Raw genomic sequence first — 19,652 nt, 5'->3', positions numbered from 1 at the left:
GTGTCCCGGTTTCGGCCGTACCGTGTCCCAGTTTCGGCGCGGAATCACCCGATTCTGAGCCGAAAGTGGGACACGGTAGTCAGGCGAGCCCCGGGGTGCTCCCCCGCACGACCACCTCGACGGGGAGCGGGGCCTGGGTCCAGTCGTCGTCGACGACCGCGCGGAACGCCTGATAGCCCGCTTCGTTCAAGGGCACGCGCACGGTGGTGAGCGCGGGCGTCACGTCGCCGCTCGCGGAGACGTCGTCGAAGCCGCACACGGCGATGTCCGTCCCGACCGCGCGGCCGGCGGCGCGGATCGCGGACATCGCGCCCAGCGCGACGACATCGCTCATCCCGAAGACCAGGGTGCCGGGCTCGACGCCCTCATCCAGTGCCGCAGCCATCGCCTCGGCGCCCGACTCGCGCCGGAAGTCGCCCCGGTGGATCCGGTCCATCGCCCCGCCGCCCGACGCGAAGCCCCGGGCGAAGCCGTTCAGGCGGTCGTCCGACGTGCGCACGCCTTCGGCGGCGCCGATGCCGATCGCGGCTCGATAGCCCAGTGCCGCCATGCGGCGCCCGAGCTCCTCGGCGCCGCCGGCGTTGTCGATCAGGATGGTGCGCCCGCCGGCGTCCCCGTCGCCCGGCAGGTCCCCGAAGGCGACGACCCGCCCGCCGTAGCGCTCGAACGCCTCCAGTTCGGCGGATGCGGATCCGCCCTCGGCATCGTCCGCGCGTGACGCCGCGAGGATCAGTCCCTGCGGACGCTGGCCGCGCAGTGCCCGCAGGATCCGGTTCTCCCGCTCCGGGTCCCGCTCGGTGATCGAGATCGTCACGACGAGACCCTGCTCGTCGGCGCCCCGCGCGACGCCCGCGGCGATCTGACCGAAGTAGGGATCTGCGATGTCGGCGACGAGCAGCGCGATGACCGGGGAATGACCGCGGGCGGTCGCCTGCGCCGACACGTTCGGGGTGTAGCCGAGCGCCTCGGCGGCGCGCTCCACGCGCTCGCGGAAGGGTCCGGCGACCTTGCGCTCCGAGCCGTTGAGCACACGCGAGGCGGTGGCCAGCGAGACCCCGGCCTCCCGTGCCACGTCCTGCAGCGTCGCCGCGTGTCCGACCGCGGAGGCGGCGCGCGGGGAAGGGCTTCCCGGATTCATGCCCCGAGCCTAGTGCGCGCCGCTCCCTCGGCGAGGTACCCGCGCAGAGCCGCGGCTTCCGCGGCGAGCGCGGCGGGATCGTCGCCCGGCACGAATTCGAGCAGGGCGTCGCGCGGGGGGTTCGCCGCGACGGCAGCCGCCCTGGCGAACGCCGTCCACAGGCCATCCCGCGCGGTGAGCGGGAGCCGCTCGGCCACGGGCCACCAGGAGAACACATGCACGGCGGAGACCCGGTCGGCGAGGCGTTCGTACTCGGCCACGGCGACCTCGTCGGGAGCCGAGACGGTGGGCTGCCAGTACGTGGACAGGTGCGGGCTGGCGACCTCGGCCAGCACCCGCAGCGTCTGCTCGGCGTCGTCGGCGAGTGTGCGCCCGTGGAACTCCAGGGCGAGCGAGATCCCGCGGCGCCCCGCCTGCTCCGCCGCGTCCGCGAGCGCGTCGACGACCTCGGCGTGCTCGGCGGCGGTGGCGTCCGCGGATCCGATACTCCCCGCCCACACGCGGATCCGGTCGGCGCCGAGCGCCTCGGCCGAGTCCAGGACCGGGACGATGTCCTCCCCCGCCCGCGCGCGGAAGTACGAGCCGTACGAGCACACCGCGAGTCCCGCGTCCGCGGTGAGGCGGGCGACCTCTGCGGCGCGCGCGGCATCGCCCGGGGGCACGTGCACGTCTCCGCCCCACTCGATCGCCTGCAGTCCCGCGTCGACCGCAAGAGCGGCGATCGCCGCCGGATCCCGCTGCCGGAAAGTCACGGAGCACAGCCCGGTTCGGATGGTCATACGATCAGCCTTTCACGAGGCGCCCTCTCCTCCCCCGCATCTTCTTTCCGCGAGACTCCAACTGGGCGACGAGACTGCGCTTCCGGCATGCAGTCTCGTCGCGGAGTTGGAGTCTCGCGGTCAAGGGGAAGGGGGCGGGAGCGGCGGGCGGGCGGGAGCCAGGGGCGGTCAGGGGCGGTCAGGGGAGGTGCGGGGAGACGGTGGCGGTGAAGGACTCCGCCGTGCGGCGGACGACCTCGGCAGGATCCTGAGCCCAGATGTCGGCGTTGAAGATCTCCACCTCGACGTCCCGGTCGTAGCCGGTCGCCACGACCGCCCGCGTGAGCGAGGCGAAGTCGATCACGCCGTCCCCCGGGTAATGCCGGCTGAGCAGCACATCGGCGGGCAGCGGGGTCTTCCAGTCGCACACCTGGTAGGTCGCGATGCGCCCCTCGCGGCCGGCGCGGGCGATCTGCTCGAGCGCCTGCGGGTCCCACCAGATGTGGAAGGTGTCGACCGCCGCGCCGACCACCGCGGGGTCGAAGTCCGCCGCGATGTCGAGGGCCTGCCCCAGCGTGGAGACGACGCAGCGGTCGGATCCGAACATCGGGTGCAGCGGCTCGATCGCGAGGGTCACGCCCGCGGCGGCAGCATCGGCCGACAGCTCGCCGATCGCGTCGCGCACCCGCTCCCGTGCGCCGATCAGGTCGCGGGATCCCTCGGGCAGTCCGCCCGCGACGAGCACGAGCACGGCCGTCGATCCCTCGGCCGCCGCAGCTGCGAGCGTCGCGGTCTCCTCGATCGCGCGCCGGTTGTCGTCCAGCGCCGCGCGCCGCTCCGGGCCGTCCGTCAGCGTGAAGAACCCTCCGCGGCAGTGCGTGGTGAACCGGAGCCCGGAATCGGCGAGCATGCGGACGGCGACGTCGAGGCCGACCTCGTTCACGGGCTCCCGCCACAGACCGATGCCCTGCACGCCCGCCTCGGCGGTGACCCTGAGCGCGGTGGCCAGGTCGGCGTACTTGATCGTGGCCTGGTTGATCGAGAGGCGGGGATCCGCAGCGGCGCTCATGCGTCCACTCCATTCAGGCGCAGCATCCCGTGCCAGCGCTCCCGCGCGAGCTCCGGATCCTCGAGGGCGAGCGACGCGTTCGCGAGTTCGACGATGCGGCTGAGGTGCGGCAGGCTGCGGGCGGAGTGCAGCCCGCCCACCATCTGGAACGCGGGCTGGTGCCCGTTCAGCCAGGCCAGGAATGCGACGCCGGTCTTGTAGTAGAACGTGGGCGCGGCGAAGACCTGCCGGCTGAGCTCCTCCGTCGGACCGAGGATCTCGAGGTAGCGGGCCGGATCCCCCGCGTCGAGCGTCTGGATCGCCGCCGAGGCGACCGGGGTGATCGCCGCGAACGCGCCGAGCAGCGCGTCGGAGTGCGTGCGTCCGGTCGTCGAGCGCCCTGCGGAGGACAGCGTTTCGGCTCGGTCGGCTTCGTCGGCCTCGCTCAACGACCGGATCGAGGATCCGCCGATCAGGGAGACGTAGTTGAAGTCGTCTCCGGTGAACATGCGCACCTCGGGCGGGAGCTGCTCGCGCACCGTGATCTCGGACTCGGCATTCAGCAGGCTCATCTTGACGCCCGCGACCTTGCCCGGGTTCTCCGCGATGATCCGCAGCAGCGTGCCGGACGCGTCGCGCCAGTCACCGGATCCGAAGTACCCCTCCAGCTGCGGGTCGAACGCGGTGCCGAGCCAGTGCAGCACGACCGGGGTGGTCGCCTGCTGCAGCACCGCGGCGTAGACGCGCAGGTAGTCGGTGCGCGACTCGGCGACGCGGGCGAGGTGACGCGAGGCCATGAGCACGGGACCCGCGCCCTGCTCCTCGGCGAAGTGCAGCTGCGCGACGTAGGCGTCGATCACCTGCTGCAGCGGGATGCGCTCCTCGCCGACGTGGTCGGTGTTGACCCCGACGACGACGGATCCGCCCTCCTCTCGCGCGACCTCGGCGCTGCGCGCGATGAGCTCACGGGTGGCCGCCGCGTCGAGCCCCATGTTGCGCTGCGCGGTGTCCATGGCATCGGCGACGCCGAGGCCCCAGGAGTACACGTTGCGGCGGAAGGCGAGCGTGGCATCCCAGTCGATGTCGGCCGGCTGCCCAGGGGTGTTGTCGCCGTGCACCTTCGGCACGACATGCGCCGCCGCGTAGGCGACGCGGCTCTGCAGCGGCGAGGCGGGGCGGGCGTATGCGCCGGAGTCGTTCAGGGCGGTGTCGGAGGTCTCCCCCGATGCCGCGAGGAGGCGGATCGTCGTCATGGCCGGCCTCAGTCCAGGCTCAGCGCGGGCAGCGCGACCTTGCGGCCCTCGGCGGAGGACTGCAGTCCCGTCTCGGCGAGCTGCACGCCCCTGGCGCCGGCGAGCAGGTCGAAGGCGTAGTCGGTGCCGAGCACGTAGGACGCCAGGTACTCCTCCCACTGCTGGCGGAAACCGTTGAGGAACACGTCGTTCACGGGCACCTCGGCCCAGTCCGCGTCGTAGTCGTGCGCGTCGGCGAGGTCGGGGTTCCACACCGGCTTCGGGGTGGCGTTGCGGTGCTGGATCTTGGCGCCGAACAGGCCGACGACGGCGGATCCGTGCGTGCCGTCGACCTGGAACTCGACCAGCTCGTCGCGGTTCACGCGCACGGTCCAGCTGGAGTTGATCTCGGCGACGATGCCGCCCTCGAGCTCGAAGATGCCGTACGCGGCGTCCTCGGCGGTGGCGGTGTAGTGCTCGCCGTCCTCGTCCCAGCGGTCGGCGATGTGCACAGCGGCCTGTGCGTAGACGCTCTTGACCTCGCCGAACAGGTTCTCCATCACGTAGTTCCAGTGCGGGAACATGTCGCTGATGATGCCGCCGCCGTCTTCGGTGCGGTAGTTCCAGCTCGGGCGCTGCGCAGGCTGCCAGTCGCCCTCGAACACCCAGTAGCCGAACTCGCCGCGGACGGAGAGGATCCGCCCGAAGAAGCCAGAGTCGATGAGGCGCTTGAGCTTCTGCAGGCCGGGCAGGTAGAGCTTGTCGTGCACGACGCCGGTCTTGACGCCCGCGGTCCGAGCCAGGCGGGCCAGCTCGAGGGCTTCCTCGACGGACTCGGCGGTCGGCTTCTCGGTGTAGATCGCCTTACCCGCGGCGATCGCCTTGCGGATCGCGGTCGCGCGCGCCTTGGTCACGAGGAAGTCGGCATAGATCTCCCACTGCGGATCCGCGAGCGCGGCGTCGAGGTCGGTCGTCCAGTCCTCGATGCCGTGCTGGGCGGCGAGCTCGGCGAGCTTCGGCCCGCTGCGGCCGACCAGGATCGGCTTCACGGTGACGCGGCTGCCGTCGGGCAGCTCGATGCCGCCCTGCTCGCGGATCGCGAGGATCGAGCGCACCAGGTGCTGGCGGTAGCCCATGCGCCCGGAGACGCCGTTCATGATGATGCCGATCTCGCGGGTGGTCGTCTCGGACACGGTGTCCCCTCTCCTTGCCTCGGCGGCCCTCGTGGCCTCGCCGGTTGCGTCGCATGTGGTGCGTGTGGTGCGTGGGCGCTTGTCGGTAAGCGCTTTCCGAACTATGGTGACACGGGAATCCACCCACCGCAAGGCCGACATCGAGCGCCCTCCTTCCGGTCGTCCCCGCCAGCGCACGCTCTGGGGTCCGCTCACAGGGACGACTCGAAGTGGGAGCGCTCGGGGAGCGGGGGCGTCTCCCCCACCTTCCGGTCGTCCCCACCAGCGCACGCCAGGGGGTCCGCTCACAGGGACGACGCGAAGGAGGGTGCCCACGCACAACGAGACTCCCTACAACCGCACACTCCCATCCCCGCCGCACCCACACCCCGCCGCGACGCCTGGCCACTTTCGGGTCGTCCCCGCCAGCGCACGCCCTGGGGCCCGCTCACGGGGACGACTCGAAACAGGGAGGGCGGCGACCGACGCCGGCGACTCCATATCTCGGAGTCGTCCCCATCAGCGCACGCCATGGGGCCCGCTCAGAGGGACGACTCGAAAGGGGAGCGGGAGAGGAGAGGGCGAGGAGGGCTAGGCGCTCGCCCGGGGGATCAGGGCGGGGGCGAGAAGCGCGGGATCCTGGATGTCACGCCCCTCGACACGGTCGACGACGAGGCGCACGGCCAACTCGCCGAGCGCGGCGAAGTCCTGCCGGATCGTGCTGAGCGGCGGGCGGAACTCGGATGCGTCGGCGATGTCGTCGAAGCCCAGGACGGCGACGTCCTCAGGAACCCCGCGGCCGGTGTCGGCGAGAGCGCGCAGCAGACCGAGCGCCATCTGGTCGTTGGCGGCGAAGACGGCGGTGACCGTCGGATCCGCGGCGAGCACTCCACCGCGGTCGTGCCCCGATCCCGCACTCCAGTCTCCGCGCAGCGGATCCGGGATCCGGAGTCCGCGCGCCGCGAGCTCCTCCCGCCAGCCGCGCTCCCGCTCCGCCGCGGCGAACGATCCCTCGGGCCCCGCGAGATGGTGCACGGTCGCCGCCCCCCGGTCGAGCAGATGCGCGGTCGCCGCACGGGCGCCCGCCGCGTGGTCGGTCCCGATGACGGTGAAACGCGGATCGGCCGGGGCGTCCACGACGACGAGCGCGAGCCCGGCCGGATCCGCGTCGCGCGCCAGCGCCGAGGCCTCGTTCAGCACGATCGCCCCGTCCACACCCTGGTCGTGCAGCCGGTCGAAGGCCTCCCCGATCCGCCCCGCGGACCCGAGCGTCACCACGGCGAGCGCGTAGCCGCGCGCCTCTGCGGCCTCGGTGACGGCCTGGAGCAACGCGGAGTTGCCGACCGTGGCGAGGGTCTGCGCGACCACGCCGAGAGTCTCGGAGCGCCCGGTGCGCAGCGCCCGCGCCGCGCGGTGCGGACGGTACCCGAGTTCGGCCATGGCCTCCTCGACCCGCCCGCGCGTGGTCGGATCCACCCGAGGGCTGTCGTTCACGACGCGTGAGACGGTCTGCCCGGACACCCCGGCGCGCGCCGCGACCATCGCCATGGACACGCGCCCCGTCGGCCTCGGACCGCGACGCACGGGGGCGGACGGTGGGCCGCTCTCGACCCGCTGCGCTTCTTCGAGCTCGTCGTCGCGATTCGGCATCGGCCCGCCTCTCACCCGCCGGTCCCGCGTGTACCGACCTCAGGATTGTTGACGCTATCACGTCGCGTGCCCTATCGTGTTTACGTGAACATGGAAATCGCTCCTGAGTTCGATGCGGCGGAAGTCACCGCGCTCTCAGCCGGCGTGGTCAAGCGCACCACGCGCCTCGCCGACGGCCGCGACCTCATCTACTACGACGACCCCGGATCCACCCTCCCCGCCGAGCGCTCGATCGACGCCCGCACGCTGGACCCGCGTCCCGACACCGCGACGATGCGGCAGGACGTGCTGACCGGCGACTGGATCACGTTCGCCACGAAGCGCCAGACGCGGGTCATGATGCCGAGCGCGGATGCGGATCCGCTCGCCCCGCAGTCCCCCACGAACCCCTCCGAGGTGCCGTCGCGCTATGACGTCGCGGTGTTCGAGAACCGCTCCCCCTCGTTCGGCCCCGCCCTCGCCGCGGCCGTGGGCACCGCCCCGGAGGCCGTGGATCCGCCGCGGGGCCTGGACGACCTCGAGGCGATCGGTCTGGAGCGCACCCGCACCAGCGTGGGCCGGTGCGAGGTCGTCTGTTTCAGCCCCGAGCACGCCGGGTCCTTCGGCACCCAGTCCGTCACCCGCGCGCGCACCGTGATCGAGGCCTGGGCCGACCGCACCGCGGCGCTCTCCGCCCTCCCCGGCATCGAGCAGGTGTTCCCGTTCGAGAACCGCGGCGAGGCGATCGGCGTGACCCTCCCCCATCCGCACGGGCAGATCTACGCCTACCCCTATGTCACGCCGCGCACGCAGCGCCTGCGCGAGAGCATCGCCCGCACCGGCGCCGATCTGTTCGAGCGGATCCTGGACGCGGAGCGGCACTCCGAGCGCGTCGTCCTGCAGGGCGAGCACTGGACCGCGTTCGTGCCGTTCGCGGCGCGCTGGCCGCTCGAGGTGCAGCTGCTGCCGCACCGCCACGTGCCCGACTTCGCAGCGCTGGACGACGCCGAGCGCAACGAGCTCGCCCCGCTCTACCTGCGCCTGCTCCGCGGGGTGGACGCGCTCTACGAGACCCCCACCGCGTACATCGCGGCGTGGCATCAGGCTCCGGTCCGCGTCGGACGCGACGAGATCCGGATGCGTCTGGAGCTGACCAGCCCGCGTCGCGCCGCCGACAAGCTGAAGTTCCTGGCCGGATCCGAATCCGCGATGTCCGCATGGACCGCCGAGATCCTCCCCGAGGACGCCGCCGCGCGCCTGAGAGAGGCGATCGCGACCGTCCCCGCCCCGATCGCCTGATCCGCCCGCCTTTCCGACCGTGTCCCACTTTTCGCTCACGAATCGGCGCTTTCGCCGCCGGAAGTGGGACATGACCCCACCAGAAGTGGGACACGGTCGGCAGACCGACCCTTCCGAGGAGACCCGATGACCTTTGCCCGCACCGCCGCCCCCTCCGACGGCGCCGCCGCCGCGCCCCCCGCGGGCGCCGACGCCGACGCCCCGACCGCGGTCGCCGCCGCTGAGACCCTGTTCCGCGACCTGACCGGGACCGGGCCTGCGGGCGTCTGGTCGGCGCCGGGGCGCGCGAACCTCATCGGCGAGCACACCGACTACAACGACGGGTTCGTGCTGCCCTTCGCGATCCAGCACCGCACGGCGGCCGCCGCACGGCTGCGCGCCGACGGGCGGATCCGCGTCGCGTCCACGTTCGCCGCGGAACCGGTCGAGGTCGCGCTCGACGACCTCGAGAGGCTGTTCCCATCCGGCCACGCCCGTCGCGCGGCGACGGCAACGGCAACGGCCGAGGAACAGGGATCCGTCGTGCCCGAGTGGGCGGCGTATCCCCTCGGCGTCGCCTGGGCGCTGCGTGCGCTGGTGCCCGCGTGGGCCGCCGGCACGTTCGCGGGCGTCGACATCGCGATCGCCTCCGACGTGCCGGTCGGGGCAGGGCTGTCCTCGTCCGCGGCGATCGAGGGCGCGACGGGCGCGGCACTGAACGAGCTCTGGGGTCTGGGGCTGGATCCCGTGGCCCTCGCGCAGGCGGGTCGCCGCGCCGAGAACGAGGCCGTGGGCGCCCCGACCGGGATCATGGACCAGATGGCGTCGACGCTCGGACAGACCGACGCCGCGGTGTTCCTGGACTGCCGCTCGCTCGAGACCCGATCGATCCCGCTCGGATTCGCCGAGGCGGGACTCGAGGTGCTCGTGATCGACACGGGTGTGAAGCACGCGCACTCCACGGGCGGCTACCGGGAGCGCCGCGCATCCTGCGAACGCGGGGCCGCCGCGCTCGGGGTGGCGGCGCTGCGTGACGTGACCGAGGCGGATCTGCCGCGCGCCGCGGAACTGCTCGACGACGTCGACCTCCGCCGGGTACGGCACATCGTGACCGAGGACCAGCGCGTCCTCGACACGGTCGCCGCCCTCGCCGCGCACGGACCGCGCGCGATCGGCGAGCTGCTCGTCGCCTCGCACGCATCCATGCGGGACGACTTCGAGATCTCGATCCCCGAGCTCGACACTGCGGTCGACGTCGCCCTCGCGCACGGCGCGATCGGCGCGCGCATGACGGGCGGCGGCTTCGGCGGCGCCGCGATCGCACTCGTCGACCACGACCGCGTGCCCGCGGTGTCTGAGGCGGTGCGCGCGGCGTTCGCCGAGGCCGGCTTCGCCGCGCCGCACCTGTTCACGGTCACGCCGTCGGCCGGCCCGCGTCGCGACGCCTGAGCGCGCCGGATCCGGGTTCGTCGCCGCCGCCGTCGCAAGAAGCTGCCGCTCTGCAGGCCCGATGGCGACAGCCTCCGCGACGGGAACAGTCGGATTCGACTTCCTCCGCGGCGGAAGCGCGGATCCCGCGGCCTCGCCTCCAGAACCACCCCGGGATTCCCCCAGCGAAGCCCCGACAGAATGAGAGATCCGCGCACCCGCGCGACGGAAGGAGTCCCATGTCCTGGCTTGTCACCGGCGGCGCCGGCTATATCGGATCGCACGTCGTGCGCGCTCTCGCGGAGGCCGGGCTCACCCCGGTCGTGCTGGACGACCTCTCCAGCGGAGTCGCGTCGTTCGTGCCCGAGGGCGTGGCGTTCGTGCAGGGCAGCATCCTGGACGGGGAGCTGGTCGAGCGCACGCTCCGCGAGCACGAGGTGCAGGGCGTGATCCACGTCGCCGGCTACAAGTACGCCGGCGTCTCGGTGCAGCGGCCGCTGCACACGTACGCGCAGAACGTCGAGGGCACCAGGGTGATCCTCGAGGCCATGGCGGCCGCCGGCGTCGCGAACATCGTGTTCTCCTCAAGCGCCGCGGTGTTCGGCACGCCCGACGTGCCGGTCGTCGTGGAGGACACGGAGAAGCGGCCCGCGAGCCCCTACGGCGAGTCCAAGCTCATCGGCGAATGGCTTCTGCGCGACGAGGCCGTCGCCACGGCCGGATCCGCGAACCCGCTCGCGCACACCTCGCTGCGCTACTTCAACGTGGTCGGATCCGCGGATCCGTCCGTCTACGACGTGAGCCCGCACAACCTCTTCCCGATCGTCTTCGAGAAGCTGCTCGCCGGTGAGGCGCCGCGGATCAACGGCGACGACTACGCCACCGAGGACGGCACGAACGTGCGCGACTACGTGCACGTCGCTGACATCGCGCTCGCCCATGTCGCCGCCGCGCAGCGCATGATCGCGGGGCAGCCGGTGGAGGCCGCCTACAATCTGGGATCCGGCGAGGGTCTCTCGGTCCGCCAGATCATGGACGCGATGGCGCGCGTGACCGGCATCTCCTTCACGCCCGAGATCGGCCCGCGCCGCCCCGGCGACCCCGACCGCATCGTCGCGACCGGCGAGCTCGCCGCGCGCGACCTGGACTGGCGGATGCGTCACACGGTCGACGAGATGGTGCGCTCGGGCTGGGAGGCCCGCCGCAGCGCCGGCTGAGCCCGGACGCACCTCGGCGCCGAGTGCACAGCATGCTGAGCGCATCGGCGCCGAGTGCACCGTCTGCTGTCGAATGCACGGCTCCATGACGCCAAGAGCCCGTGCACCCGGCAGGATCCCGTGCGCTCCCGGATCGCTCCGCCAGGATCCCGTGCACCCGGCAGGATCCCGTGCACCAGGCAGGATCCCGTGCGCTCGCCGACCGCACACACCCCACGCCCCGCCCGCCCCCGCACCACGAAACGCGGCCTCCCCGAGAGGAGACCGCGTTCGTCTCGCCTACGGCTCGCTCGACGATCCAGGGGGCGAGAGCGCGGGATTAGCCCTGCGGGGCGTTCGCGGCGGCGAGGAGCTGGTCCACGCCCTCGCGGTCGAGGCCCCAGCCGAACGCGGGGAGGCGGCCGATCGGGAACGAGCCCATCATCTTCTCCATGGCCTCGCCCGACATGATGCCGTCGCCCTCGCCGCCGAACTGCTCCTGGAGCGCGGCGAACGCGCCCGCGACCATGGGACCTGCGACCGGGTGCGCGAACACCGCGGCGAGCGTGGATTCGGGAGTCAGCGGCACCAGGACCGCATCGCCGGCGACGTCGACCGTGACGGATCCGCGCAGGTCACGGCTCGATGCCGCGGCCTCGACGCGGTAGGCGCCGCCCTCGACGACGAACCGGTCGACCCGGATGTCCCAGTACGCGAGGTCCTCGCGGCGCACGGTCAGCACGACATCGGTCGTGGCGCCGGCCGCGATCTCGACCGATGCGAAGGCCTTGAGCTCGCGGGGAGCGCGCTCCACCGCGGAGGCGACCGGGGCGACGTAGACCTGCACGACCTCGCGGCCGTCGCGGGATCCGGTGTTCGTCACGGGGACCGTCACCGCGATGTCGCCCGACGGCGTGACCTCGGCTGCGACCGCGCCATAGGAGAACGACGTGTACGACAGGCCGTGCCCGAACGGGTAGGTCACCGCCATGTCGCGGGCGTCGTACCAGCGGTAGCCCACGAAGATCCCCTCGCCGTAGCGCACGTGCCCGTTCGAGCCGGGGAAGTTGCCGAACGCCGGGGTGTCCTCGATCCGGTGCGGGATCGTCTCGGCCAGGCGGCCGGACGGATTCACCGTGCCGAGCAGCACGTCGACGGTCGCGGATCCGCCGGCCTGGCCGAGCAGCCACGCCTCGACGATCGCGGGCACGCGGTCGGCGAAGGGCAGCGCCACGACCGAGCCGTTCGACAGCACGACGACCGTGCGCGGGTTCGCCGCCACGACCGCGTCGAGCAGGGCGAGCTGGTGCGCGGCGAGGTCGATGTGCTCGCGGTCGAAGCCCTCCGACTCCTCCGCATCGGTGAGGCCGAGGAAGACCACGGCGACATCGCGGGACGCGGCGAGCGCCGCGGCCTCGTCGCGGAGCGCGTCCTGCCCCTCGGCCGCGGCGTCGAATACGAAGCCCGGCGCGAACGCGACCCGGTCTCCGGCGGCCTCGGTCAGGGCGTCGAGCGCGGAGTCCACGCGGGTCGGGTTGATGTGCGAGGAGCCGCCGCCCTGGAAGCGCGGCGTGCGGGCGAACTCGCCGATCAGCGCGATCGAGGCGCCCTCGGCGAGCGGCAGCAGCGGGGCGCCGTCGACCGCATCGTTCTTGAGCAGCACGATCGAGCGTCCGGCGACCTCCCGGGCCAGGGCATGGTGCGCGTCGACGTCGAGCGGGCCGGCGACGGCCGGGCGGACCTGGGCGCGCCCGACGAGATCCAGCACGCGACCGGCCGAGGCGTCCAGCGCGGCCGCGACGGCCGGGTCGGATCCCGCGGCGGCGGCCACGGCGCGATCGGGGGCGCCGTCGCTGCCGGGCATCTCCAGGTCGAGGCCCGCGACGAGCGCCGCGACGCGATCGTTGACCGCACCCCAGTCGGAGACGACGAGACCCTCGAAACCCCACTCATCGCGCAGCACCTGCGTGAGCAGCCACGGATCCTGCGAGGCGTAGACGCCGTTGACCTTGTTGTACGAGCACATCACGGTCCACGGCTGGGCGTCCTTCACGACGCGCTCGAAGCCGCGCAGATAGATCTCGCGCAGCGGCCGAGGGTCCACGTCGCTCGACGCGGTCATCCGCTCGAACTCCTGGTTGTTGGCCGCGAAGTGCTTGAGCGACGAGCCGACGCCCTGGGACTGGATGCCCTTCACGAGCCCTGCGCCGATGACGCCGGAGACGATCGGATCCTCCGACACGTACTCGAAGTTGCGTCCGCACAGCGGCGAGCGCTTGATGTTGATGCCGGGGCCGAGGATGACCGCGACGTCCTCGATCGCGGACTCGACGCCGAGGGCGACACCGACCCGCTCGGCGAGTTCGGGATCGAAGGCGGATCCGAGTCCGGAGGCCGGCGGGAAGCAAGTGGCCGGAACGCTCTCGCTGAGGCCGAGGTGATCGCTGTCCGCCGCCTGCTTGCGCAGGCCGTGCGGACCGTCGGTGACCATGATCGACGGCAGGCTGATGCGGTCGATGGACTTCAGGGTCCAGAAGTCGGCGCCGCTCGTGAGCGAGGCCTTCTCCTCGGTGCTGAGCTCGGGCAGGTGATCGCGGGGCGATGTCATTGTCGACTCCTTCGTAGACGACTCACGGGTGACGGGCAGGGCCAGTCGATCAGGTTCCGCGACAGAAAGCAAGTATTACTCGGTTTTTGGATGCGGCGGCTCCGCACCGGGATAGTCTCGGGTCATGGCACGACGAGGTTCGTACGCGAAGGGGATCGCGAAACGCGAGGAGATCCTGCGCGCAGCTCTCGCGGTGGTCGCCCGTGAGGGCTACCACGGCGCCTCCGTGAAGGAGCTCGCCGAGGAGGTCGGCCTCAGCCAGGCGGGTCTGCTGCACTACTTCGACAGCAAGGACGAGCTGTTCGTCGAGATCCTGCGCACGCGCGACGAAGTCGACATGGCGGGCCACTCCGGTGCCGTGGACGCCGCGACGCTCGACGAGATGCGCGACGGCTATCTCGACATCGTGCGGCACAACGCGCGCGTGCCGGGGCTCGTCGAGCTGTTCACCCGCCTCGCGGCCGACGCCGCGAACCCCGAGCACCCGTCCCGCGCGTTCTTCGCGGAGCGCAGCACCGGCCTCCGCGAGCGCTGGGCCGGGACCATCGCCGACGCGCAGGCCGAGGGCATGATCCGGGGCGACATCGACCCGCTGCTCGCCGCGAGGCTGCTGCAGGCCGTGTCCGACGGCGCCCAGATGCAGCTGCTCGTCGAACCCGAACTCGACATGGTGGTCCTCATCGAGACGCTGTTCGACCTGATGCAGTCGCCAGATCGGCGCTGACCGCCAACCCGGCCAATGGCTGGGTCCCTGGGCGAGCGCAGCGAGACGAAGGGCGCTCAGGGACCGGTCCATAGATCGGTCCCTGAGCGCAGCGAGACGACGGGGCACTCAACGACCCCGGGATGCCGCACCCCGGACCGGGATCCCGTCACCCCTACAGCAGCGGACGCACCGAGGCGTACGCATCCGACTCGTCCCGCGACGGGGTGTCGTACACGCGCGCGATCTTCGCCGCGTCGTCGTAGCGGGCCCACCCCGGGTCGCCGCCCGCGATGAATGCGACCGCGGCGGCGTGCACCTCGTCGGCGAGCGCGTGCGGCGGGTTCGGGCCGGCGAGCGGATCCATCGCGGGGCCGTCCAGGCAATCGAAGAAGAACGGTACGTCGAGGCAGTGCTCCGCGAACCCGAAGTGTCCGGACGGCCAGGCGAATCGGTACACCCAGGTGGGAGCCGTGCCGCGATCCGCCAGGATCCGCAGGATCGCGACCCGGAACATCCGGTCGGTCAGCACGCGCCCCGCCAGGCGCGCCTTGCCCTTCGCGAGCACATCGGCGTTGGCGGCGAGGTACGGCTTGCGCGCCTCCTTCGGCACGCCGAGCTTGCCGAGCAGCATCCCCTTCGGGACGAGCGCCATGGCCTTGCCCGCATCGGCCGTCGCCATCGTGAACTCGTCGTCCGTCGCGCCGAGCACGAGTGGCTTGTCGGATCCGATCCCAGCGCGGAACGACTCCGGTGTGGGACGCAGGATGAGGTCGCCGTCGACGGACGGGCCGAGCGGCAGCCCGTTCTCGACGATGTCGCCCATGTCGCCACCGTCGAAGGCCGTGAGCTTCTTCTGGACCTCGAGGATGCGCTCCTCACTCAGTGCGCCGAGCCCCGCACGCGTGGGCGCGACGCCGAGCTCGGCGGCCAGCCGCCGGCCGAACTCCTCCGCACGGGCCGCCGAGATGTCGGCCAGAGCCCCGGAGATCGCATAGACGCCGTGGAACAGGTGCTGGGCCTTCTCCATGCCGAGCAGGGTCATCACCGCTCCGCCGCCGGCCGACTGGCCGGCGATCGTGACCCGAGCCGGATCCCCGCCGAAGGCCGCGATGTTCTGCTGCACCCACTCCAGGGCGAGCAGCCAGTCGCGCACGGCACGGTTCGACGGCGCGTCCTCGATCCAGCCGAAGCCGTCGAAGCCGAGCCGGTACGAGAGCGTCACGGTCACCACGCCGTCGCGGGTGAAGTTGCGCCCGTCATACCAGGGGCTCGCCGGAGACCCCGCGAAATACCCGCCACCGTGGATGTACACGAGCACGGGCAGCCCGGCGCCGGTCGCGGCAGGGCCTTCGAGACCCTCGGGGATCGTCGGCGTGTAGACGTTCACATTGAGCGTCGACTCCCCCGGAACGCTCGGCTCGGGGATGAGCGTCACACCGGGGTCGCCCCGCTGCGCCGTGGGACCGAACGCAGCGGCGTCGAACACGCCCTGCCACGGGGCCTTCGGCACCGGCGCGGCGAAGCGCAGCTCGCCCACCGGCGCCTCGGCGAACGGAATCCCGAGGAACGCCGCGGAGCGGAGGTTCCCGCGCGGACCGGATCCGGGCGCGGTGGTGTCGCGCCAGCGTCCGCGCACACGCCCCGCGCCGATCTGCACCTCCGGGTGCTCGGCAGCGGCCTCGGCGGCATCCGCGGCGGCGGAGGTGGTCTGGGTGTTCTCCATCGGGAGTCCTTTCGTGGAGGGTGGCGCCGGGGTGGGCTGATCCCGCCCCGGCGGATGCTACTTGACGCCGCGGATCGGGGCGGTGACGATCGCCGCGAGCACGGCGAACACCATCGCGAACACGAACAGCATGGGGTAGCCGCCGAAGGATCCGATGATCACCGCGGCGATCGGCGCGCTGAGCGCCTGCGGGATGTTGGTGGCAACGTTGAGGATCCCGAGGTCCTTGCCGGCATCGCTGCCCTCGCTGGGCAGCACCTCGGTCATGAGGGCCGCGTCCACCGACATGTACAGGCCGAAGCCGATGCCGTTCACGACGCTCATGAGGATCATCCCGGTCATGTTCGGCATCAGCAGCGGGAACGTCAGCCCGATCACCATCACGACGGTCGCGGCGTAGATGAACACCTTGCGGCGGCCCACCCTGTCGCTCCACCAGCCGGAGAGGGCGATCGCCGCCATGGTGGGGACCAGCGGGATCAGGGTCAGAGTAAGGGTCGCGCCCTGCGCTTCGGCCAGCGACATCCCGATGTAGTCGGTCAGCAGGTACAGCTGGTAGGCCGTGACGGCGAAGTAGCCGAGGATCAGCAGGAAGCGGGCGGCGAACGCCCAGGCGAAGTCCGGGTGCTTGCGGGGGTTGATCCAGAACCCGCGGAAGAACGCGCCCCAGCGGAACGGCGCGACCGCGGCGTTCTTCGAGGACCAGTCCTTGTTGAGCACGACGAAGAGCACGGTGACCACGATCACGGCGATGCCGAAGACGGAGTAGCCGATGCCGATCTGCGCGCCGAGCGCGGCCGCGATCATGACGCCGACCGTCATGCCGAGCTGGGTGCCGAGCCCGATCATGGCGCTCGCACCGCCGCGCTTGGCGCGCGGGAAGCGGTCGGCCGTGATCGTGGTGAGCGGCGCCTGCAGGAAGTTCAGGGCCACCTGGATCGCCACCCAGAACACCGTGATCCAGAAGACGTCCTGGAGGGATCCCATGCCGAACAGCAGGATGCCGCCGACCAGCGCACCCATGACCATCCACGGTGCACGGCGGCCGAAACGGGACCGGGTGCGGTCGCTGAACGCGCCGGCGAGAGGCTGGGCGAAGAGCGTGAAGACGAACGACGTGGTCGTGACGATCGCCAGGTTCTGCACCTTGTGCGCGGGATCCAGCACCGCGATCTGCGACGGCAGCAGGATCGCGATGAGCCCGCCATAGGTCGCGAACAGGGTCAGTGAGGCGGCCAGCAGGCTGGGAAGCAGCCGCTTCGTCGCGGGCGGGCTGGCTGCGGGATCCCCCGCAGCGGGCGCCTCGGCACGGATGAGTCCGGTCGGCGCGATCCCTGTGGCGGGATCGGGAGGGGTGATGGTCATGGGGGCTCCTCATCGAGCAGAACGAATGCAGATCTAAATACCAAACTGTGTTTGGTTTCTGGATCCGGGACGATTGTCGCACTGGAGCGCGAACAATGCAAGGCTGTCGGGAGCTGAAAGCCAATGATCGTTCAGGTTTCGTGAGGGCCGGATATTCTGACCCCATGGCCAAACGGGGTGCGTACGCGAAGGGCGTCGTCAAGCGCGAGGAGATCCTCGAAGCGGCGCTCGACATCGTCGGCCGACGCGGCTACCGCAACGCCTCGGTGCGCGAGATCGCCGATGCGGTGGGACTCAGCCCCGCGGGACTCCTGCACTACTTCGGCACCAAGGAGCAGCTCTTCGTCGAGATCCTCCGCGCGCGCGATGCCCACGACACGGAGCGGTTCGACGACCTCGGGTTCACCGCGTCGTTCCTCGAGGTGGTGCGGCACAATGCCGAGGTGCCGGGACTGGTGGAGCTCTACACGCGCCTCGCCGCCGAGTCCGCGGACCCCGAGCACCCGGCCCGCAGGTTCTTCCTCGACCGCACCGAGACCGTGCACGCGGCCGCACGCGAGGCACTCCTCGCGGACCAGCGGGAGGGCCGCATCCGCGCGGATCTGGACGTCGAGTGGGTCATCCGCGCCGGGCACGCCCTCGCCGACGGGCTGCAGAACGCCTGGATCCTGGATCCGACGATCGACATGGCCGCCGACATCGAGCAGTTCTTCGCGCTCCTGCGGGCGTGACACCGGGGTGTTGAGCCAGGTCATCCTCATAGCTCGTTCTGAACTCAGTCGATTTCGGTTGCTCACTTCGCGAGTCCCGCCGAACGCACCCGTTTCGACTGAGTTCGACACAGGAGACCGCCGGATACGCTGATCGGGTGACCGCCGACGCCCCTCTCGCCCAGACCGACTCCGGTTCCGTCCGGGGATTCTGGCGGGCCGAGCCCGGCACTCCGCACGCCTCCGCGGCGTTCCTCGGGATCCCGTTCGCCGCGGCACCCGTGGCGGAGCGGCGCTTCGCCGCTCCGCAGCCGCCCGAGCCCTGGACCGCGGTGCGCGACGCGACCGCGTTCGGGTCGACCGCGCAGCGCGGCGACAAGGGCGAGACGCTCATCCCCGAGCCCAGCATCCCCGGCGCCGCGACGCTGAACGTGAACGTGTTCACCCCGTCTCTCGCGGGATCCCGTCCCGTCATGGTGTGGATCCACGGCGGCGGCTACGTCGACGGCTCACCCGCGAGCCCCTGGTACGACGGCGCCGCGTTCAATCGCGACGACGTGGTGACCGTGACCGTGTCGTACCGGCTCGGCTTCGACGGCTTCGGCCTGATGCCCGGCGCTCCCGCGAATCGCGGGGTGCTGGACTGGATCGCGGGGCTGGAGTGGGTGCAGCGCAACATCGCGGCGTTCGGCGGGGATCCGTCGCGCGTGACGATCGCGGGGCAGTCCGCCGGGGCCGGCGCGGTGCTGACTCTGCTGGGCCTGGAGAGCGCGCAGCACCTTTTCCACGCGGCGATGGCCTTCTCCCCCGCCCTCGCCGACATCGACCCGGCGCTGGCGTCGCGACGCACGCGAGCTCTCGGCGTGCTGCTCGGCTGCGCGCCCGATGCCGCCGGCTTCCGCACGGTGCCGGAGCGCACCCTGCAGCGCGCGCAGCCGAAGGCCGCCCTGCTCGGCGCGACGCGGCTGAAGGCGCTGCTGGCCCCGCTCGCCGACGGGCTGCCCTGGGGTCCTGTGGTCGACGGCGAGGTCGTGCCGCGCCCGGCCGTCGCAGCGCTGCAGGCGGGGATCGGCGCCGACAAGCCTCTGCTGCTCGGCGCGACCGACGACGAGTTCACCATGACCATGGACCACGCGCCCGGCGTGCTGCGGTTCGTCCCCGCTCCGCTGGCGCTGACCCTGCTCTGTCGGGATCGGGGCGTGCGTCGCGCCTATCTCGCCGCGAACGGGCCGCAGCGCCGCCTCGGCACCCCGGCGCTGCTCGGGCGGTTCGTGACGGACCGGGTCTTCCGCTCGCTCGTCGTGCGGGCCGCGCAGGCCCGCGGCGATGCCCCCACCTGGGCGTACCGCTTCGCCTGGGTGTCCCCCGCGAAGGGCTGGTCGTGCCACTGCCTCGACGTGCCGTTCTGGTTCGACGTGCTCGACGATCCGTTCGTGGAGGGCCTGGCCGGCCCCACCCCGCCGCAGCACCTCGCGACGGAGATGCACACCGCCGCCGTCCGATTCGTCGAGGAGGGCGATCCCGGCTGGCCGCAGTGGCGCACGGATCCGGGCCTCTCCCGCGTCTTCGGAGCCGGTCCCGCGGAGCCCGCGCTTTCGGCGACCGCCTACGACGGCGCACTACCCCTGGCCTGAGCGCGTCCGGGGTCGTTGAGCGAGGAC

General features: G+C 71.9%; 15 protein-coding genes. 6 read left to right on the top strand and 9 right to left on the bottom strand.

All coding sequences use genetic code 11. The annotated features are described in order from the left end of the window. Positions 1–79: 79 nt before the first annotated feature. From ACFC1J_RS05695 to ACFC1J_RS05670, 6 genes are all read right to left on the bottom strand, one after another. Positions 80–1,138, bottom strand: a complete 1,059-nt coding sequence (locus ACFC1J_RS05695; RefSeq protein ID WP_375903322.1) for a LacI family DNA-binding transcriptional regulator — start codon at positions 1,136–1,138, stop codon at positions 80–82. Further along, complete coding sequence (locus tag ACFC1J_RS05690) at positions 1,135–1,917, bottom strand: sugar phosphate isomerase/epimerase family protein (protein ID WP_375903320.1); 783 nt, start codon at positions 1,915–1,917, stop codon at positions 1,135–1,137. The genes ACFC1J_RS05695 and ACFC1J_RS05690 overlap by 4 nt, the downstream gene beginning before the upstream one ends. A 178-nt stretch (positions 1,918–2,095) precedes the next feature. Continuing rightward, positions 2,096–2,965, bottom strand: coding sequence for a sugar phosphate isomerase/epimerase family protein (locus tag ACFC1J_RS05685; protein WP_375903318.1), 870 nt, complete (start codon positions 2,963–2,965; stop codon positions 2,096–2,098). Then, on the bottom strand, positions 2,962–4,197 hold the full coding sequence (locus ACFC1J_RS05680) for a dihydrodipicolinate synthase family protein (RefSeq protein ID WP_375903316.1): 1,236 nt from the start codon (positions 4,195–4,197) through the stop codon (positions 2,962–2,964). Before ACFC1J_RS05680 ends, ACFC1J_RS05685 begins: the two co-directional genes overlap by 4 nt. An 8-nt stretch (positions 4,198–4,205) precedes the next feature. Then, a complete protein-coding gene (locus tag ACFC1J_RS05675; protein ID WP_375903645.1) occupies positions 4,206–5,333 on the bottom strand; it encodes a Gfo/Idh/MocA family protein in 1,128 nt (375 codons plus the stop codon). A 606-nt stretch (positions 5,334–5,939) separates the two neighbouring features. Then, positions 5,940–6,896, bottom strand: a complete 957-nt coding sequence (locus ACFC1J_RS05670; RefSeq protein ID WP_375903643.1) for a LacI family DNA-binding transcriptional regulator — start codon at positions 6,894–6,896, stop codon at positions 5,940–5,942. Between the two features lie 192 nt (positions 6,897–7,088). On the opposite strand from ACFC1J_RS05670, the gene galT reads away from it, so the two are divergent. The 3 genes from galT (at position 7,089) to galE (ending at position 10,900) form a co-directional block, all read left to right on the top strand. Further along, positions 7,089–8,276, top strand: a complete 1,188-nt coding sequence (gene galT / locus ACFC1J_RS05665; RefSeq protein WP_375903641.1) for a galactose-1-phosphate uridylyltransferase — start codon at positions 7,089–7,091, stop codon at positions 8,274–8,276. A gap of 126 nt (positions 8,277–8,402) precedes the next feature. After that, the gene (gene galK, locus ACFC1J_RS05660; RefSeq protein WP_375903314.1) at positions 8,403–9,704 is read left to right on the top strand and encodes a galactokinase; all 1,302 of its coding nucleotides are present in this window, start codon (positions 8,403–8,405) and stop codon (positions 9,702–9,704) included. Positions 9,705–9,922: 218 nt separating this feature from the next. Further along, positions 9,923–10,900, top strand: a complete 978-nt coding sequence (galE, locus tag ACFC1J_RS05655) for a UDP-glucose 4-epimerase GalE (protein WP_375903312.1) — start codon at positions 9,923–9,925, stop codon at positions 10,898–10,900. A gap of 319 nt (positions 10,901–11,219) precedes the next feature. Here the strand turns inward: galE and ACFC1J_RS05650 are convergent, their stop codons facing one another. Then, positions 11,220–13,487 carry a glycoside hydrolase family 3 C-terminal domain-containing protein gene (locus tag ACFC1J_RS05650; protein ID WP_375903310.1) on the bottom strand — a complete coding sequence of 756 codons (2,268 nt, stop codon included), beginning with the start codon at positions 13,485–13,487 and terminating at the stop codon, positions 11,220–11,222. Positions 13,488–13,611: 124 nt separating this feature from the next. Between ACFC1J_RS05650 and ACFC1J_RS05645 the strand changes: the two genes are divergently transcribed. After that, the gene (locus ACFC1J_RS05645) at positions 13,612–14,211 is read left to right on the top strand and encodes a TetR/AcrR family transcriptional regulator (RefSeq protein WP_375903308.1); all 600 of its coding nucleotides are present in this window, start codon (positions 13,612–13,614) and stop codon (positions 14,209–14,211) included. A 154-nt stretch (positions 14,212–14,365) separates the two neighbouring features. On the opposite strand, the gene ACFC1J_RS05640 is transcribed toward ACFC1J_RS05645, so the two are convergent. Both ACFC1J_RS05640 and ACFC1J_RS05635 read right to left on the bottom strand, forming a co-directional pair. Beyond that, positions 14,366–15,916: a carboxylesterase/lipase family protein gene (locus ACFC1J_RS05640; RefSeq protein ID WP_375903306.1), complete on the bottom strand. Its 1,551-nt coding sequence runs from the start codon at positions 15,914–15,916 to the stop codon at positions 14,366–14,368. 57 nt (positions 15,917–15,973) lie between these two features. Further along, the gene (locus ACFC1J_RS05635) at positions 15,974–17,281 is read right to left on the bottom strand and encodes an MFS transporter (RefSeq protein WP_375903304.1); all 1,308 of its coding nucleotides are present in this window, start codon (positions 17,279–17,281) and stop codon (positions 15,974–15,976) included. Between the two features lie 164 nt (positions 17,282–17,445). Here ACFC1J_RS05635 and ACFC1J_RS05630 point away from each other — a divergent pair, with 164 nt between their 5' ends. Together ACFC1J_RS05630 and ACFC1J_RS05625 are read left to right on the top strand one after the other, a co-directional pair. Then, positions 17,446–18,012 (top strand): TetR/AcrR family transcriptional regulator, encoded by a 567-nt coding sequence (locus ACFC1J_RS05630; RefSeq protein ID WP_375903302.1) that lies wholly within the window; start codon positions 17,446–17,448, stop codon positions 18,010–18,012. Positions 18,013–18,149: 137 nt separating this feature from the next. Next, positions 18,150–19,625: a carboxylesterase/lipase family protein gene (locus tag ACFC1J_RS05625; RefSeq protein ID WP_375903300.1), complete on the top strand. Its 1,476-nt coding sequence runs from the start codon at positions 18,150–18,152 to the stop codon at positions 19,623–19,625. The last annotated feature ends 27 nt before the right edge of the window (positions 19,626–19,652 follow it).

The sequence above is a fragment of the Microbacterium sp. NPDC056052 genome (genome assembly GCF_042266785.1).
Classification (GTDB): Bacteria; Actinomycetota; Actinomycetes; order Actinomycetales; family Microbacteriaceae; genus Microbacterium.
The sequence above is the reverse complement of the archived record's forward strand: the minus strand, read 5'-3'. Positions and strand labels throughout refer to the sequence as shown.

Bases quoted from the DNA above. Each gene is read 5' to 3' on its own strand.
- ACFC1J_RS05630 (WP_375903302.1), top strand. From the start codon at position 17,446: ATGGCCAAACGGGGTGCGTACGCGAAGGGCGTCGTCAAGCGCGAGGAG.
- ACFC1J_RS05675 (WP_375903645.1), bottom strand. From the start codon at position 5,333: ATGAACGGCGTCTCCGGGCGCATGGGCTACCGCCAGCACCTGGTGCGC.
- ACFC1J_RS05695 (WP_375903322.1), bottom strand. From the start codon at position 1,138: ATGAATCCGGGAAGCCCTTCCCCGCGCGCCGCCTCCGCGGTCGGACAC.
- galE (WP_375903312.1), top strand. From the start codon at position 9,923: ATGTCCTGGCTTGTCACCGGCGGCGCCGGCTATATCGGATCGCACGTC.
- ACFC1J_RS05690 (WP_375903320.1), bottom strand. From the start codon at position 1,917: ATGACCATCCGAACCGGGCTGTGCTCCGTGACTTTCCGGCAGCGGGAT.
- ACFC1J_RS05685 (WP_375903318.1), bottom strand. From the start codon at position 2,965: ATGAGCGCCGCTGCGGATCCCCGCCTCTCGATCAACCAGGCCACGATC.
- ACFC1J_RS05635 (WP_375903304.1), bottom strand. From the start codon at position 17,281: ATGACCATCACCCCTCCCGATCCCGCCACAGGGATCGCGCCGACCGGA.
- ACFC1J_RS05680 (WP_375903316.1), bottom strand. From the start codon at position 4,197: ATGACGACGATCCGCCTCCTCGCGGCATCGGGGGAGACCTCCGACACC.
- ACFC1J_RS05670 (WP_375903643.1), bottom strand. From the start codon at position 6,896: ATGGCGATGGTCGCGGCGCGCGCCGGGGTGTCCGGGCAGACCGTCTCA.
- galK (WP_375903314.1), top strand. From the start codon at position 8,403: ATGACCTTTGCCCGCACCGCCGCCCCCTCCGACGGCGCCGCCGCCGCG.
- ACFC1J_RS05650 (WP_375903310.1), bottom strand. From the start codon at position 13,487: ATGACATCGCCCCGCGATCACCTGCCCGAGCTCAGCACCGAGGAGAAG.
- galT (WP_375903641.1), top strand. From the start codon at position 7,089: ATGGAAATCGCTCCTGAGTTCGATGCGGCGGAAGTCACCGCGCTCTCA.
- ACFC1J_RS05645 (WP_375903308.1), top strand. From the start codon at position 13,612: ATGGCACGACGAGGTTCGTACGCGAAGGGGATCGCGAAACGCGAGGAG.
- ACFC1J_RS05640 (WP_375903306.1), bottom strand. From the start codon at position 15,916: ATGGAGAACACCCAGACCACCTCCGCCGCCGCGGATGCCGCCGAGGCC.